This is a genomic window from Variovorax flavidus (assembly GCF_030317145.1).
GTDB classification, from domain to species: Bacteria; Pseudomonadota; Gammaproteobacteria; order Burkholderiales; family Burkholderiaceae_C; genus Variovorax; species Variovorax flavidus.
Genome location: NZ_JASZYE010000012.1, coordinates 27,906 through 44,104 on the forward strand (window position 1 = coordinate 27,906; position 16,199 = coordinate 44,104).

Below are 16,199 nucleotides of genomic sequence, written 5' to 3' on the forward strand. Positions count from 1 at the left end.
CTGCTCAATACGTCATTGCTTGTCTGGCAACAATTCCGCCTTCGCGTGCTGTCTCAGGCGGCCACTGCTTCTGTCATGCGACGCGTGCGCGCGGCCCGTTTGAGGGCCTGCGGAGGCTGGCCGAAGATGCGGAGGAAAGCCCGCCGCATGCGCTCTGGATCGGAGAAGCCGGTCTTGCTCGCGATGCGTTCGATAGTCAGCTTGTCTGCCTCGACGAGGATGCGGGCCGTTTCCGCTCGCAACCGCTCGACCGCACGTGCCGGCGACTGGCCGGTACTCTGCCGAAACTCGCGACTGAAGTGTCGCGGGCTCATGTGGGCGGCGTTAGCCAGCGTCTCTACCGACAGATCCTTGTTCAGGTGGTCCTTGGCGTAGGTCAGTGCTGCCTGAATGCGGTCTGACTGCGATTCGAGTTCCGACAGCATCGAGAACTGCGACTGCCCGCCGGCCCGGCGATGGTGCACCACGAGTTTCTTGGCGACCGCACGCGAGACATCGACGCCCAAGTCTTCGTCGACGAGCGCGAGCGCGAGGTCGATGCATGCGGTCATGCCGGCCGAGGTCCAGACCGCGCCGTCGCGCACGAAGATGCGGTCCTCCTCGACACGAACGGACGGGAACTGGCGCTGGAGATCCCTCGCAAAGCACCAATGCGTGGTGACCCGCCTCTCGTTCAGCAGGCCGGCGTTGGCCAGGACGAATGCACCGGTGCAGATGCTTGTCATACGGCGGGTCGACTCGACCGCGCGCGCCAGCAGGCGCAAGAGCTTCGGCGATGACGGCTGCAACTGGGTGGCTCCTGTCACGAGCAGCGTGTCGTAGGCATCCGGGTCCAGCGCGATCGTCTGGACTGCCGCGCCCAGCGAGCTCCTCACCGCTCCCCCGCTTTCGGAGACGACATCGATCTCGTAGGCGTGTTCGCCCTCATTGGCCACTTCGAGATTGGCCATCTCGAACACCGAGGCGGCCGCCATGTCCAGGATCTGGAAGCCGGGAAAGACAACAAGTCCGACGCGCTTCATTTTGTCCGTAAACGAGGGAAGTTAGTCATTTAGGACGAACGATAGATCGCTATCTTGAGCATGTCAATCCACCCGACCTGAAAGGAATCCAGATGAAACCGACAGACAAATCCACGCCCATCGCATTGGTGACGGGCGCATCCAGCGGCATTGGCGCGATCTACGCCGACAGGCTGGCCCGAAGGGGCCATGATCTGGTCCTCGTGGCGCGTGACGTCGCCAAGCTGACGGCGATCGCAGCGCGCATCCGCTCAGACACCGGTCGGCATGTTGAATTGCTGCCTGCCGACCTGACGGTCAGGGACGACGTGCTGCGCGTCGAGAAGCGACTGCTGTCCGACGACCGTATCGAGCTCCTCGTGAACAACGCAGGCGTGGGTGCCACGAGCGCGCTGATCGACTCGGACGCCGATCGACTCGACGACATGATCCAGCTGAACGTGACCGCTTTGACCCGGCTCACCCGTGCGGTTGCCGTCGGCATGGCCCGCCGGGGAAAGGGCGCGATCATCAACATCGCGTCGATCGTGGCGGTGGCGCCGGAACTACTCAACGGCACATACGGCGGCAGCAAGGCCTTCGTCCTCGCTTTCACACAGTCGCTGGATCATGAGCTGGCGCCCAAGGGGATTCAAGTGCAGGCGGTCCTGCCCGGTGCGACCAGCACCGACTTCTGGAACGTGGCCGGCGTTCCTGTGGAACACCTTCCGAGCGAGATCGTCATGCGCGCCGAAGAGATGGTCGATGCGGCGCTCGTCGGCTTCGACCGCCGGGAGCTGGTAACGATTCCGTCTCTCCCTGACATCGGCGATTGGGAGCGTTTCGATGCGGCACGCAAGGCGCTCGGCCCCAACCTATCGCGATCCAGCGCCGCAAAGCGCTACCAGACGGCCCATGATCTGGAGGTTGCGTGACCTCGTTCATCCAGCGCGTCGCTCTGCCGACCTCTCACGTTTTGCCGTTGTCAAAGCCTGCACTGGTTGCGGATGCAGAAGCGAAAACGCCGTCTGCGAGAGCCGCAGACGGCGTTTTCCTTTTGTAGCCCACTTACAGGGGAAGCTGCTGGCCATGCGCGGCAGCGAATGCCTGGGCGCGTACAGTGGCGCGATCTACCGCACCCCTGGAAACGGTTGCGACGCCCTGGCCGTAACCCTCGGCATAGGGATTCGCGCTGTGCGCAGCCGCCACTGCGCTGCCTCGAACGGCGCCGCGATCGACCAGGCCGGATGGAGCACTGGCAACGCGAGAAGAGGCGGCCTCGGCATATGGGTTGTCGCTGTGCGAGGCAATCACGGCCTGTGCACGCACGTCAACGCGAGCATTGGCAGACACAGGCGCTTCTACGCCCTGGTAGGTTTCGGCCTGTGCGCCGAAAGCGGCCAGGAGAGAGACAGCGGCTGCAGCGACGATCTTCGTGGTGTTCATTTCGGTTCCTTTCAGTGATGTGGTGGATAAGCCAGGACAGCGAACGACTGCCCTGTACAAAGTAGTTTGCGGCGGAAGCGCGCAAAGAAAACCCCTCGACCTCGCACTGGTGCATTGCAGTTCGCGAAAGAATCAATGCAGAGGTGGCTTTCGCACGGAGCGATTGTTGAGGGTTGGCCAATGATGAATTGGCAGGCGAGCGCTTTTTCTTCGGCGCATCGCCTCCTAGAGTGGTGTCCATGAAGTCCATTGTTTGTGAGCCTCCGGTCGAGCCATAGGGACTCAGTCCGGATCCACGATCTGCCGACGGAGATTCCTTCATGACCACTCGTCAAACCAAGAGCGCCGCCTCCTCATCCGCGGCCAGCCACTCCAGATTTCTCCGGTGGGCGATCCACGCCGGAAACGTCGTGGTCATTCTGCTCGGCATGTTCTGCGCCTATTCGCTGGCGACAAGCCACCACCGGTGGACCGAGACGCCACCAGCACTCTGGGACGGCGTGTACCAGACGGACGATGCCGGCGATACCGACGGTGCCGACGACGGCGCTCCGGTCTGCCGGATCGCCGTCAACGCCTAGGCGCCGCCCCAGCCGCCTCCGAGCGCAAGAAAGAGGTTCACCTGGTCGGCAGAGAGCCGGCTTTCAGCAGAGGCCAGGCTCTGTTCGATCTGGCTCAGCGTGCGCAGCGCATCCAGCACGGGCAGGTAGCCGATCCGGCCCGATTCGAACAGGCGCTGGGTGTCCTGGGCCGCACGCTGCGCCTGCGTGCGCGCAGACTGCAGGATGTCCCGTCGCTCCTGGTCTTGCGCATAGATCTCCAGCGCGCTTTCGGTCTCCTTCAACGCCGTCAGGACGACACCGTCGAAACGGGCCAGCGCGGCTTCGCGTTCCGCTTCCGCGGCATGGATGCGTGCGTGGGCCCGAGTTCTGTCAGGGAACTCCCAGCTGATGAGCGGTCCGATCGAGAACTTGAAGCTGTCGCTGCGAAAGGCATGCTCAAGCGTACCCACCGACGAGACTGAAGCGCCGATGGCCACCTTGGGATAGAGGTCTCCGATCGCCACGCCGATCCTGTCGGAAGCGGACAGAAGCTCGAACTCGGCGCGCCGGATGTCAGGACGGCGCCGGATCAGGCTGGCGCCGTCGCCGACTGGGATGGGCTCTCGAACGAGCGGCTCCTGCGCGCAATCTTCCAGCTGCTTCGATAGGTCCTGCGGCGCCTGACCCGTCAACGTTGCGAGGCGAACCATCGCAACCCGTCGTTGAGCGTTCAGGGTGGGAATCGTGGCGCGGACCTGGTCCTCCTGCGCGGACGAGCGCTCGACGTCCACCGAGGTCCCTCGGCCGTTCGCCACAAGCCGCTTCGTCAGTTGCGTGCTCTGCGCTTGCAGGTTGACCTGACCCCTGGCGATCACGATCTCGCGGCCAGCCGAACACATCTCCAGGTAAGCGCGCGTGGTCTCGGCTACGACGGTCACGCGAACGAGATCCCTGGCCCCCGTAGCGGCCCCGACGTCCGCCTGCGCCGCGTCGACGCTTCGCTGGATCTGGCCGAAGAGATCAAGCTGATAGGACACACCGAACCCGGCACCGTAGACCCACTTGCTGGGAAGCGCCCTGCCGGGATGAAGCTCCTCCTGCGCCGAACGTCTGCCAAACCCCGTGTTGGCACTGACCGTCGTCGTCGGCTCCTGGGCGGCGCCGGCGAGTTCGAGCGCAGCCTGAGCTTTGCGGAGGTTGGCAGCCGCCACCCGCAAGTCGGTGTTCGCGGCCAACGCTTTCTGGACGAGGTCGTCGAGCGTGCCGCTCTCGTAGAGCCGCCACCAATCCTGTGGGACGGCCGCCTGTGTGACATGTGCATCGCGCTCGCCCATGAATGCGCCTTGCGCGGCAGGCCGGTTCACCACCGCCTCCGCTGGCAGCGGGGCGACGGGTGGAATCAGGTTCGTGCAGGCGGCAAGCAATGCCGCAGCACCCAAGACGGCCCAGGCAACGGTCTTCATGGCTGATCTCCCAAACGTTGGCTCACCTGCACACGGTCGACATCCATGACGTCCACGCTCGCCGTTCGGCCCATGATCAGCCGCCGGTCCTCGGGCGACTCGTCGAGCCGAACACGAACGGGAATGCGTTGTGCCAGCCGAACCCAGTTGAAGGTGGGATTCACGTTGGCAAGCAGGTTCGAGCTGGGGTTGCGTTCGCGATCCTCGATCCCGGCCGCAATGCCTTCGACATGGCCATAGAGGGGCTCGGCCTCGCCGATGAGTCGCACCCGTACGGGATCTCCGACGTGGACGCGCACGATCTTCGTCTCCTCGAAATAGCCCAGGACGTGGATGGAATCCTTGTCGATCAAGGCCATCACCGGCCGGCCTGTGGTCGCGTAGGTTCCTGGACGCAAGTCGAGATTGGTGACCCAGCCGTCCACCGGCGCCAACACCCGCGTTCGCCCGACGTTCACGCGGGCGTTGTCGACTGCGGCGGCAGCCTGGGCCAAGGCGGCGTTGAGCTGTTCGAGACGTTGCGCGCTCTGCTCGCTGGCCTCTGCGGGCACCAGGTCACCCAAGGCACGGTTGCGCCGGTCCTCGCGCCGGGCCTGCGCGATCTGCGATCTCAGTCCAAGTACGGATGCCTCTGCCTGAGCGAGCGCGATGCGCGGACGGACGGAATCGATGGAGAACAAGAGGTCGCCCTTGTGCACCTCCTGGTTGTCGCGCACGGCGATCGTCTCGACGATTCCGGAAACATCGGGAGCGATCTGCACCACGTCGGCTCGCACGCGCCCGTCGCGCGTCCAGGGCGCTTCTCGGTAGTGCTTCCAAAGTCCGATGGCCGCCCAAGTACCGGCGGCGGCGACGGCGAGGGTGATGCCGATCTTCAGAACACGTTGAAGGGGTATTGCCATGGTCTTCATCCAAGCAGGTTGGCCAGGAATTCCTGGAAACGGGCGGTTGCGCTTGCCAGTGCCAGCCAGAGGAGGGCGTACAGCGCGAGGTTGAACAGCGGCGGATGCCACACCCACCGGTATGCGTTGGTCGCGATCAGGAGGCGACGAAGCAGCGCCAGCACCCCGGCGGCAACGACCGCCGTGACCAGCGCCATATCGACGAACACACCGAAGACATTGACGTCGGCGATCATTGGGCGCCTCCATTGACGATTGCCGCCTGCTGGGTCAGACCCAATCGCAGGCCCGTCGCGGCAGTGAGGCCACGCAGCCGTTGCGCACCCGTTTCCGACCCGGCCAATTGGACGATGGCGAGCTCGAGCGCCTGGCTGATTTCGGGAACCGCTTCAGCGTCCGGGCGCACAAGCCGCTGCCGGAAGTGCGTACCGATCTGATTCAGTGCGCCCTCGATGGCCGCACGCACCTCTGGCCTGCTCGCCAGCCCTGCGTCCCGCAGATCAAGCATGTTCACGCCGATGCGAAGGTCGTCCAGGGCCCGCCCGGCCCGGGCGCGGACCACGCCGTTCGCGCCGGCCATGCGCGACTGCAGCAGGCCGACCCGGTCCATCATGCGGCTGGCCCATGCGGCCCGAGAAAGCCCGTCCGTTCCGTTCGCGATCGTGGCGAGGTCGCGCCACGTCGCATGCATCAGTCTGCGCACGCTTGTGTTCGCGCCGATGACGCGGACCAGCGACATTACGAGCAGCGCGATGCTCGTTCCCAGCACGGCGCCGACCGCTGTCGCCATGAAGCTTCCGAAGTCGCCGGCCTGGACCGGCTGGACGGACATCAAGGTCACCGTGATGAGCACGAAGCCGAGCGCGGGGACGGCCCATTTCGGTACCGTGAGACATAGTGCGCAGACGAACAACAGGGGTGCCAGGACGCAAGCGAGCGCGACGTAGCCGTCCAACGCCGGAAAGATGGCGAACACATAGAGCGCGGCGACAGGCACGGCCATCACTGTGGCGATCAACATCAGCCGCACAAAGGGACGCGGGTCGTCGAGGAAGGCGAACAGGGAACTGCCGACTGCCGCGATGCCCATCGCCGCTGAACCCTGGTCCCAGCCAAGCACCCAGCACAGCGCGCCAGCAAGAACGACGGCCAGTCCTGCGGCGAGGCCCGACAGGGCCGCGAGTCCGTGGTCGATGTGAAGCAGGCGAGGGGAAGGCCGGGGAACGGGGCCGTGGGTGCCTTCGTCGGATGCATGCTCAGGATGCTCGTATCGATCCAGCAGGACGAGGCATTCGTCCCAACTTTCGAGCAACTCGTCGAGCCGATCCATCGCTGCAATCGCTAGCAGTTCGCCGTCTTCCAACCCGCGTTGCGCTGCGGCGACGAGACCGCGTCCGGATGCTCTCAAGCGATCCGCATCGGCGCGCGCGAACGGTTGCTCTACATGGCGGCGTACGGCGTCGAGGTGCGCATCGATTCGTGCACCCCATTGGTCATCCGTGCGCCGCAGGGCCACGAGGCGCGCTTCCACGCCGGCCAGCAGCGGCAGGAGCGAAAGCAATCGGGCTTCGAGCGCATCGACCGTGGAAACGTCTCGCGACGTGATGCCCGGCTCGAAGCCCAGCAGCGCAGCCAGCGTGCGTATCTCCGTCAGATCGGTGCCGAGACGATTGCGCGCCCGCTGCTCTCCCGCCTCGACGGGGTCCGGCGCCAGCCCTTTCTGAATCCAGTTCCTCGCATCACCAACGGCGGTTCGCAACTTGTCCAGCAGAAGTGGTCTGACGCTGCGCGGCGCGAAGACGGTGTGCACCGTCATTGACAGGGCCGCGCCCAATGCGATCTCCTCCACACGCCACATGGTCACATCGAAGATCGACGACGGACTGTTCGCCAGCGGCATGCCGATCAGGGGCAGCGTGTAGGCCGCCAGCAGGAATACGTAGCCGCGGGGGCTGCGGTCGAGGAGTGAAACGTAGAGGCACACTGCGACCCAGGCGGCGATGCCGAGGACGAGCATCTCTGGTGCCACCATGAGCGCGGGAACGAAAAAGAGGATGCCGGATACCGCCAGCAGCGTGCCCAACATGCGATAGACGGAGCGTGCGACGACCGCCCCCGATGCCGCACCGAACTGCTGGCTCGTCAGGAAGACCGTCAGCGCTGCCCAACCCGGGTTGGGCAAGTCGAGCAGGAGTGCCGCCGCGATGGCGGCGATGGCGGTGGAAGCGGTCTTGATCGCGAAGACAACCCCACGGGCATTGATCGCATTCATGACATGGGGTCTCCGGCTTGGTCTCTGGAAGGCAATGCGACGACTCTAGGGATCGGAAGGCCGGCGATCCATCTGTTGGCAAGCAATGCGGCCTTCAATGAATCGCAACAATCCGACCCGGGACCAAGGCGCACGCACGAGCGCGCGCGTCCGACACAAATGAAAGGGTGTTTTGCGGAATCGCCGCTTTTTGGCCGGCATTTCCACGGCTACGCTCATCTCCGTCGTGATGGAGAAAGGACTGAAATGAACAAGTTGCTGGAAGACGTGCTCGACGCCCACGGAGGTCTTGGCCGCTGGAATCAGTTCAACACCGTGAGCGCACAGATCGTTTCCGGCGGCGGTCTCTGGTCGCTCAAGGGCCTGATCCAGGACCCGGCGCCGCGCCGGATGAAGGTGTCGCTCCACGAGGAGTTCGCCTCGGTCGAACCCTTTGGCCAACCCAACTGGCGCACGAGCTTCCGACCCGGTCGTGTCGCCATCGAAACGACCGATGGTGACGTCGTCCAGGAGCGCCTGAGCCCGCGCAAGTCCTTTGCGGACCACACCATGAACTCGCCGTGGGATCCGCTCCACCGCGCCTATTTCAACGGCTATGCCCTCTGGACCTATCTCACCACGCCGTTCCTCATGGCCATGCCGGGCTTCGAGGTCGCCGAGATTGAGCCGATCGACGAAGGCGCTGAGCGGTGGCGAGGCCTGCGCGCAAAGTTTCCGGCGCACCTGGAAAGCCATTGCGAGGTGCAGGACTTCTACTTCGGCGACGACCTCGTCTTGCGGCGCCACGACTACCAGGTGGACGTGGCGGGCTCATTCCCAGCCGCGCAGTATGTCGACAGCTTCGTAGACATCCAGGGCTTCAGAATGCCAACGCGCCGGCGCGCCTACGTGCGTGGGCCGGACAAGAGGCCGGTGCGCGACCTGCTCATGGTCGCCATCGACCTCAGCAACTTCGAGTTCTCCTGAAGACGAGGCACGTTCGTGCAGTTGCGATTCCAGCAATAGTTCGTTCCGGAAGCAGCTCTTTTTCCCAGCGCATGGCCTTCCTACATTGATGGCAACAGATTCCGCCAACAGGAGATTCGCATGAACCAGAACGCGCTGCGGCCCAACATCCTGATCTTTCATCCGGATCCGCTACTGTCGGCTGGTCTCGTGGCGGCGCTACGCCAGCAGGGGACGTTCGAGGTCTACGTCTTCGGCGTAGACCACCTGGGCGCCGATGGTCCGAGCATCGATGCAGTCATCGCCGACTTCGACAACGCGATGCGTCTGGTCCGTCGTGCGGAGCGTGAGTCGAACGGAATCCGGGGGGCCGCCAGGGTACTTGCACTGACACCCAATGAGCGTGAGACGGACATCCGTCGGGCCATCGAGTCCGGCGTCCACGGCTACGTGCTGGTTGGAGGGCCGCTGGGGGACCTGATCGACGCAGTGAATGCAGTGGCCCACGGCTTGCGCTTCGTGAGTGCTACCGTTGCCCAGCGCATGGCCGACAGCCTTGCGCGCGCCTCGTTGACCTCGCGCGAGATCGAGGTTCTCGAACTGGTCACGGCCGGACAGCAGAACAAGTCCATCGCGCGTGCACTGTGCATCGAACTTGCAACGGTCAAATCGCACATGACCGCCATCATGAGCAAGTTGGGGGCAAGCACACGAACACAGGCAGCGCAAATCGCCGCGTCCCGCGGCCTTGTGCGGGAAAAAGGTCACGTCAAGCGTCAACAGCCTGCGCGGCTGTCGCTCGCCGGTTGCGCGGACGAGGCCGGTCTGCAGGTCGCATGAAGTTTCCAGATCCGATGCATTCGAACGTCTACCCGGGCGGGAGAGGTCCGTGTGGACCGACTCGCCAGTAAGCCTGACGACGGGCGCCAACGTCGTAGCGGAGAAAGAGACGGCAGGAAGGTACGGAACGGGAGCGCTTGCGGCACGCAGAACATACGGCGCGTTCGACCGCAGCGGTTGACCTACGACTCTTCGAACGTGTCGTCGCGCTGCGATTCGCTCGACCACTCGTCGATAAAGTTGCAAGCCCTCGAATCCAAGGCCCAGCCAATGCAAACGGGATCCATACCTCCGCTTGCGATCACGATGCAAATCTGGCACGTGCCTCTGTAGGACAGGTCGGCATGCGCCGGAATCGGGCCGGCGACTGTAGCTTCGACATGAACAGACCAGCCACGGTACTCGAAGTCCGAGCCTCTATCTGAATGCGTCGTTTCGGGTACCTCCTTGGGTGCAGATGCTTCCGTTTGGCGGATTCTGCCGGCTAGGCCGTGCATTCGCCTCTCACGCCGCAGAGCGGATGCTTGCGGGACAGTCCTCGTCATTTTGAACGTCGGCACGCACCTTGCATGTGTGTTCTGAGGCACCGTTCGAATCCGTCCAACGTTCCACGCCGGTGCACCGATTGTCTCCTCCACCCTCTCTTGGTGGATTTGCCCCTGGGGTTCGCGCCCCGGGGGTTTTTCTTTTGACGTCCACCAGATGGCGCTTGTTCCATCTCTGGGCGGACCCCTCCGACCAGCTGTTCTGCCGTCGCAGCTTGTCAACGGCCTGACACGACACGTGGCCAGCATCGCGCGCATTCCATCACTACCCACAAGGAATGACATGCGCTCGATTCCATCGCTGGTGCGGCAAACATTTGCGCCGCTTGCCACTTGCATGCTGCTGACCGCCGGTGCCGCTCATGCGCAGATGCTGATCGGCTGGGCCCAGATGCCGGCCGCCACCTTCGCGGACGGCCCGACGTCCGGGCAGTTCACCGCACCGAACACGTACGGCACGAACGTGCCACCTTTCGTCGACAAGCAGCCCGTCCAGGGCTTTTCAGGCGTGCTCGAGGGGCCGCGCAAGGACGTGTTCCAGTTCCTGGTCGATAACGGCTTCGGTTCACAGGCGAGTTCGGCCGACGCGCTGTTGCGCAGCTACACGCTGCGCATCCACTGGCGCACGCCGAAGGGCGGCCGCGGCACGACCGAGCCGGCCGACCTGGACAGCGGAAAGGTCCGTCCGCAATTCGACGCTCGAACGCGACTGCAGTTGAACGACACGCGCCGCAGGCTGACGATCCCGATCCAGGCTGACTACGCGAACTACTACGACAAGTCGACCAACGCGCCAGTCGACCCCGCCATCATTGCTGGCCGCCTCCTCACCGGTGCCGACTTCGACGTCGAGTCCTTCCGCCGCGACCGCCGGGGCAACTACTGGTTCGGCGACGAGTTCGGGCCGTATCTGATCAAGACCGACGCGAGCGGGTCCGTGCTCCGCAGCGAGATTCCGCTGCCGGGCGTCTACGCGCCGCAGCACAAGGACGTGATCGCAGGCAAGGTGGCTGCCAACCTGCCGAGCTCGGGCGGCTTCGAAGGCATGGCAATCAACACGAGCCAGACCAAGCTCTACACGCTGCTTGAAGGCCAGGTGACCGGCGACCCGGACAAGACCCGACGCATCAACGAATTCGACCTCGCGAAAGAAGGCTACACAGGACGGGGGTATGTCTATCCGCTCGATCCCAGCGGCACCAACATCGGGGACATGGTCGCGGTCGACGACAACCGCTTCATCGTGCTCGAGCGCAACGGCAACACGACGACTTCGCCGAATCCGGCCCCATTCAAGAAGGTGTTCCTGATTGACCTCAAGGGCGTGCCTGACGGTGGCATCGTGCGCAAGACCGAGCTCGTCGACCTGATGAACCTGTCCGATCCGTTCGACCTGAACGCCGACGGCCAGAGCGTCTTCACCTTTCCCTACACGACGATCGAAGATGTTCTGGTGCTCGACGCCCGCACGCTGCTTGTCGTCAACGACAACAACTTCCCGTATGGCGGGGGACGCGAGCTGGCGTCCGACAACACCGAGTTCTTGAAGATCCGTCTGCCGTTCTTGTTGTCAAAGGACGACGATGATCATGGCCAGGGTCATGGCCGCGACCGCGACCATCGTGGTGGGGGCTACGACTGGGACGACGACTGAACGCCAGCGCTGAAATCCCTTCGGTTGGTCCGGATACCGGACGCTGTCATCCGCCGGAAATGCCTCCGGAATAGCCTATGTCTCATCGCCGCCGTCCACCCCAGCGTTCACCCGCGAAGTTGACGGCCAGACCTTGACCCACATCACAAGGAATCGCATGAGAGTCGTTCCCATCAGCAAAATCCTCGCAACGACCGCTGCCGCATGGATGCTCGCAGGAGGCGCTGTCGCTCAATCCCCGGCCGGCAGAAGCCGCGCGGATGTAGAGGCCGAAGCCATCGCGGCAGCCCATGCTCCGAATCAGAACGTGACACGCGGGTCGCGCGGAGCCGAGCCGTTCACATCAGTGGCAGACCCCGCCAAGGTACAACAGGACGCCATCGATACCGCGCATGCGCCCAACCAGAACGTCACTCGCGGCTCGCGCGGCGCCGAGCCTTTTACTTCGACCGCCGATCCCGATGCCGTGCGCGCACAGGCCGAGGCTGCGGCTGCGGCGCCCGATCAGAACGTGACGAGCGGATCGCGGGTCAACAGCAAGGTCATCTCGTCGATGCCCAACCCGGTGCAAATGCGCGCCGACGCAAAGCGGTCGACGTCAAACTGACGCGACTGCGCTGAGTTTCGGGGAGCAATGTCTCCCCCATTGCGTGAAGGAGTTCACGCGGCAAAGTGCCTGTGCCGTTTCCTTGACACACGGGGTTCATAGCATCGCGCCGATGAACCTCCCACTTTTCAGCCAACGCCGTCGCTTCCTTCAAGGCACCGTGGGCGCCGCAGCGTTGGCGGCCTTCGCAGGCCCGTCAAGCGCCGTCGCGCAGTCCCGTCCCGCGGAGGGCGCAGGACCGCGTGTTACCCAGTTGTTGGACATGTCTTCTGAGCAGCAGGAACTCTCGCGAGACTATGCAACCGGCATCCGCCTCGCATTCGCCGAACTCAAGAGGGGGAATGCGCCTGTCCCCCAGCTTTCCACCATCGAGACGGACGGCTCAGCGCTCGCCGCCCGAAATGCCATCCAGCTCATCAAGAACGATCCGAGTCAGGTGGCCCTCCTCGGCACAGTGGGGGAAGGACTGGCGCTTTCGACCCTGAAAGAGGCGGGGCAGGCGCGCCTGGACATCGCCCATGTTGCGCCCTGGCTCGCCGATTCTCAGTTCGACGCAGACGCTCGGTTGTTCGGCCTCTTCGCGTCGCGGGAGAGTCAGATCCGCTACGTTGTGAAGAACCTGGCCACCATGGGAGTGACCGAACTCGGCATGGTGTATCCAAATGCCGGGCAGTCCGACGTCCTACGCGCCAGTACAGAGGCGATCAGCGCTCGCCTGCAGATCAAGGTCCGATCGTTGGTTGTTCCGCCTGGGCAGGATCTGGCGCTTTTTGGGTCGCAACTGGGAGCGGACACGCCTTACTTTCTCGTCTTCATGGGCGCGAGCATCGAACTGGCCCAGTTCACGCGTGGCCTTAGCAAGCGCGGCTTGCAGCGCTACGTGGTGTGCCTGGCCGACGTCGACACCAACACCTTCCTTCAGCTCGATCCAGGAAAGGGAGTGCCGATCATCTTCACGCAGGTAGTGCCCAACCCACACTCGAGCAAGGTGGCGGTCGTGAGGGCCTATCGCGACGCGCTTCAGCGCCTGTTTGACGAACCGCCGTCGCCGGTAAGCCTGGCAGGCTACTTGGCGGGTCGCTATGCCGCAGCGGTGCTTGCGAGTGTCGGGCAGGACTCCACGCGAGCCAGGGTGCTTGCGGAGTTTCAGCGTCGGCGTCCCGTTGATCTGGCTGGATGGCGCGTCGAATTCTCGGAAGGAGGGCGTGCGAGCACTTTCGTCAGCCAGACGCTGTTGAACGCGCAAGGGGCCTTCGTCGGCTGAGTTGCTTGAACTGCGCTTCGCCCGCGCCAGGCGGTCGAAGCGAAACTCGGAAGCCTACTTCGCAGCTACAACCATGTTGTGAGCCGCTTGCTTGATAAGGTCAGCCACAGCTTGGGGCCTGGACACGTAGACCGCATGGCTGCCGGGAGTTTCCACGACAGTGGCGCCTGCGCGCTTGGACATGAGCCGCTGCGCCGGCGGCGGGATCATCTTGTCGTCCTTCGCCACCAGATACCAGCTCGGCTTGGCCTTCCAGGCCGGCTCGGTCACTGCCCCGCCGAGTGCCTCCACACCCCAAGGTACTTGCGAATCGGCCATGAAGGCGGCCGTTTGCGGCTTCACGTCGGCTGCGAACGAAGCGGCGAACTTCGTCTTGTCGAGAAGCAGGAAGCCGTCTCGTGGCGGGAGAATCGGAGGCACGGGTGCCCCTGGCTGCGGATCCTTGATGAGCGATTGGACCGACTCACCCTTGTCCGGCGCGAAAGCGGCGATGTAGACCAGGCTCGCGACTTTCTCATCGTTGCCTGCCTCGGTGATGACGACACCGCCGTAGGAATGGCCTACCAGGACCACCGGCCCGGGCTTGGCGGCGATCACGCGCTTGGTGACTGCCACATCGTCGGCCAGCGATACCGTCGGGTTCTGCACGATCGTCACGTCGTAGCCGTCCTTCTTGAGGATCTTGTGAACGCCTTCCCAGCCCGATCCGTCCACGAACCCGCCGTGAACGAGGACGATGCTGGGCTTCGCCGCCGCCGGGCCGGCAGGCGCGGCCGAGGCCGCCGTCGAAGCGAGCATCGCCGCGCTGCAGACAGCCGCGACGAACTTGGAGAGCTTGCGAGTAGACATTTGAGAACTCCTGGATGGCGCACGCAGGCGCGCTTGGCATTGGGGTGCGTTTGGATGGACGCCTTTGAAAGTCGCACGCCAATCTCTCATCGGCGTGTGTAATTTATATTTAAATAGTTTAGATGTCAAGCATAGTGAATGTGGCCTGTCCTGCGACTACAGCTCGCGGGCTGGGTCGATCTGACACATGCTTGTCATACAGCGGGACAAGGATGGAGAAAACCACCACATCAAAGGACGAGCATGAGCAGCGTCTATCCCGCTACGCACAAGGGCGGTCCTTCGGCTGGAGCCTCTTCCCAGCGACCGAAGCTCGATGCCAGGCCCAGCGCTCTCACGCTGGTTCTGTTCTTCGCGCTCCTGGCCTGCGGCCTGCTCTTCACCGCCTGGAGCCTCGTCAGCGACGTGACCGAGGCCACCCCTGGGACAGTCACTTGGGTGCCCTACATCCTGCTGGGCGTCGCCTTGCTGATCGCCCTGGGCTTCGAGTTCGTCAATGGTTTTCACGACACCGCCAATGCGGTGGCCACGGTGATCTACACCCACTCGTTGCCACCGAACTTTGCGGTGGTCTGGTCGGGCTTTTTCAATTTCCTGGGGGTGCTGCTGTCCAGCGGTGCCGTGGCCTTCGGCATCATTTCGCTGCTGCCGGTCGAACTCATTCTGCAAGTCGGCTCCGGCGCGGGCTTCGCGATGGTGTTTGCACTGCTGATCGCAGCCATTCTCTGGAACCTCGGAACCTGGTGGCTCGGATTGCCGGCCTCCTCATCGCACACGCTGATCGGCTCGATCATCGGGGTGGGCATCGCCAATGCGCTGATGCACGGTCGTGATGGCACCAGTGGCGTCGACTGGACACAGGCCACCAAGGTGGGATATTCACTGCTGCTGTCGCCGCTCGTGGGGTTCGGCTGTGCCGCGCTGCTGTTCCTGGCGCTCCGTGCACTGGTCAAGAACCGGGCGCTCTACGAGGAGCCCAAGGGCACAACGCCTCCGCCGGTATGGATTCGCGCCTTGCTCATCCTCACTTGCACCGGCGTCTCCTTCGCCCACGGTTCGAACGACGGGCAGAAGGGCATGGGCCTGATCATGCTGATCCTTGTCGGCACGGTGCCGATGGCCTATGCGCTCAATCGCGCGATGCCGACGGATCAGATGACGCAGTTCGTCGCCGTGGCACAGGTCACGCAACAGTCGCTCGTCAAAAGCACGACGCTCGCTGCGCCTGCCGAGCCGGGCAAGGTGCTCTCGGAATTCGTGCGCACCCGTCAGCTCACGCCGGAGGTGGTTCCGTCGCTTGCCGCAGTGACGGGCAGCATCGGGGCCCAGGTCAAGGAGCACGGGACACTGGCGAAGGTGCCGGCGGCGGCGGTGGCGAACGTTCGGAACGACATGTACCTCGCCTCGGAAGCCATTCGCTTCCTCGAAAAGAGCGACGCGGTGCGCTTCGATGCGGACACGCTTGCGAACCTGAAGGCTTTCAAGAGCGAAATCGACAGTGCGACGAAGTTCATTCCGTTGTGGGTCAAGGTTGCGGTGGCCATCGCGCTGGGCCTCGGAACGATGGTGGGGTGGAAGCGCATCGTGGTGACCGTCGGTGAAAAGATCGGCAAGACCCATCTGACCTATGCACAGGGTGCTTCCGCCGAACTGGTGGCCATGATGACCATCGGCGCCGCCGACGTCTACGGATTACCGGTGTCGACGACGCACGTGCTGTCATCCGGCGTGGCGGGCACGATGGCGGCCAACCGATCCGGCCTGCAGATGTCTACCATCCGGAATCTGTTGATGGCCTGGGTCCTGACGCTACCGGCCGCGATCCTGTTGTCGGGCACGCTCTACTGGCTGTTCGTTCAACTGCTCTGA

General features: G+C 63.9%; 15 protein-coding genes. 8 read left to right on the forward strand and 7 right to left on the reverse strand.

The features are described from left to right. Positions 1-53: 53 nt before the first annotated feature. Positions 54-1,022, reverse strand: coding sequence for a GlxA family transcriptional regulator (locus QTH90_RS28845; RefSeq protein ID WP_286668003.1), 969 nt, complete (start codon positions 1,020-1,022; stop codon positions 54-56). Positions 1,023-1,114: 92 nt separating this feature from the next. Between QTH90_RS28845 and QTH90_RS28850 the strand changes: the two genes are divergently transcribed. Continuing rightward, positions 1,115-1,936 carry an SDR family NAD(P)-dependent oxidoreductase gene (locus QTH90_RS28850; protein WP_286668004.1) on the forward strand — a complete coding sequence of 274 codons (822 nt, stop codon included), beginning with the start codon at positions 1,115-1,117 and terminating at the stop codon, positions 1,934-1,936. A gap of 133 nt (positions 1,937-2,069) precedes the next feature. On the opposite strand, the gene QTH90_RS28855 is transcribed toward QTH90_RS28850, so the two are convergent. Then, positions 2,070-2,447 carry a helicase SNF2 gene (locus QTH90_RS28855; protein WP_286668005.1) on the reverse strand — a complete coding sequence of 126 codons (378 nt, stop codon included), beginning with the start codon at positions 2,445-2,447 and terminating at the stop codon, positions 2,070-2,072. Positions 2,448-2,767: 320 nt separating this feature from the next. Here QTH90_RS28855 and QTH90_RS28860 point away from each other — a divergent pair, with 320 nt between their 5' ends. After that, positions 2,768-3,028, forward strand: a complete 261-nt coding sequence (locus QTH90_RS28860; protein ID WP_286668006.1) for a hypothetical protein — start codon at positions 2,768-2,770, stop codon at positions 3,026-3,028. On the opposite strand, the gene QTH90_RS28865 is transcribed toward QTH90_RS28860, so the two are convergent. Genes QTH90_RS28865 through QTH90_RS28880 form a run of 4 tightly spaced genes read right to left on the reverse strand, consistent with a single transcriptional unit; the run spans position 3,025 to position 7,626 of the window. Continuing rightward, complete coding sequence (locus tag QTH90_RS28865; protein WP_286668007.1) at positions 3,025-4,452, reverse strand: efflux transporter outer membrane subunit; 1,428 nt, start codon at positions 4,450-4,452, stop codon at positions 3,025-3,027. The genes QTH90_RS28860 and QTH90_RS28865 overlap by 4 nt on opposite strands. After that, positions 4,449-5,354 (reverse strand): efflux RND transporter periplasmic adaptor subunit, encoded by a 906-nt coding sequence (locus QTH90_RS28870; RefSeq protein WP_286668008.1) that lies wholly within the window; start codon positions 5,352-5,354, stop codon positions 4,449-4,451. Before QTH90_RS28870 ends, QTH90_RS28865 begins: the two co-directional genes overlap by 4 nt. A 5-nt stretch (positions 5,355-5,359) precedes the next feature. Next, positions 5,360-5,590, reverse strand: a complete 231-nt coding sequence (locus QTH90_RS28875; protein ID WP_286668009.1) for a DUF1656 domain-containing protein — start codon at positions 5,588-5,590, stop codon at positions 5,360-5,362. Next, positions 5,587-7,626: an FUSC family protein gene (locus QTH90_RS28880; protein ID WP_286668010.1), complete on the reverse strand. Its 2,040-nt coding sequence runs from the start codon at positions 7,624-7,626 to the stop codon at positions 5,587-5,589. The genes QTH90_RS28875 and QTH90_RS28880 overlap by 4 nt, the downstream gene beginning before the upstream one ends. Positions 7,627-7,872: 246 nt before the next feature. Here QTH90_RS28880 and QTH90_RS28885 point away from each other — a divergent pair, with 246 nt between their 5' ends. From QTH90_RS28885 to QTH90_RS28905, 5 genes are all read left to right on the forward strand, one after another. Continuing rightward, the gene (locus QTH90_RS28885; RefSeq protein ID WP_286668011.1) at positions 7,873-8,592 is read left to right on the forward strand and encodes a hypothetical protein; all 720 of its coding nucleotides are present in this window, start codon (positions 7,873-7,875) and stop codon (positions 8,590-8,592) included. Positions 8,593-8,712: 120 nt separating this feature from the next. After that, positions 8,713-9,411: a response regulator transcription factor gene (locus QTH90_RS28890; RefSeq protein ID WP_286668012.1), complete on the forward strand. Its 699-nt coding sequence runs from the start codon at positions 8,713-8,715 to the stop codon at positions 9,409-9,411. Between the two features lie 828 nt (positions 9,412-10,239). Next, on the forward strand, positions 10,240-11,610 hold the full coding sequence (locus tag QTH90_RS28895; protein WP_286668013.1) for an esterase-like activity of phytase family protein: 1,371 nt from the start codon (positions 10,240-10,242) through the stop codon (positions 11,608-11,610). Positions 11,611-11,767: 157 nt separating this feature from the next. Further along, positions 11,768-12,217 (forward strand): hypothetical protein, encoded by a 450-nt coding sequence (locus QTH90_RS28900; protein ID WP_286668014.1) that lies wholly within the window; start codon positions 11,768-11,770, stop codon positions 12,215-12,217. A gap of 112 nt (positions 12,218-12,329) precedes the next feature. Continuing rightward, a complete protein-coding gene (locus QTH90_RS28905) occupies positions 12,330-13,481 on the forward strand; it encodes an ABC transporter substrate-binding protein (RefSeq protein ID WP_286668015.1) in 1,152 nt (383 codons plus the stop codon). A gap of 54 nt (positions 13,482-13,535) precedes the next feature. Here QTH90_RS28905 and QTH90_RS28910 read toward each other — a convergent pair whose 3' ends face one another. After that, positions 13,536-14,330, reverse strand: coding sequence for an alpha/beta hydrolase (locus QTH90_RS28910; protein ID WP_286668016.1), 795 nt, complete (start codon positions 14,328-14,330; stop codon positions 13,536-13,538). Between the two features lie 243 nt (positions 14,331-14,573). Here QTH90_RS28910 and QTH90_RS28915 point away from each other — a divergent pair, with 243 nt between their 5' ends. Beyond that, positions 14,574-16,199: an inorganic phosphate transporter gene (locus QTH90_RS28915; protein WP_286668017.1), complete on the forward strand. Its 1,626-nt coding sequence runs from the start codon at positions 14,574-14,576 to the stop codon at positions 16,197-16,199.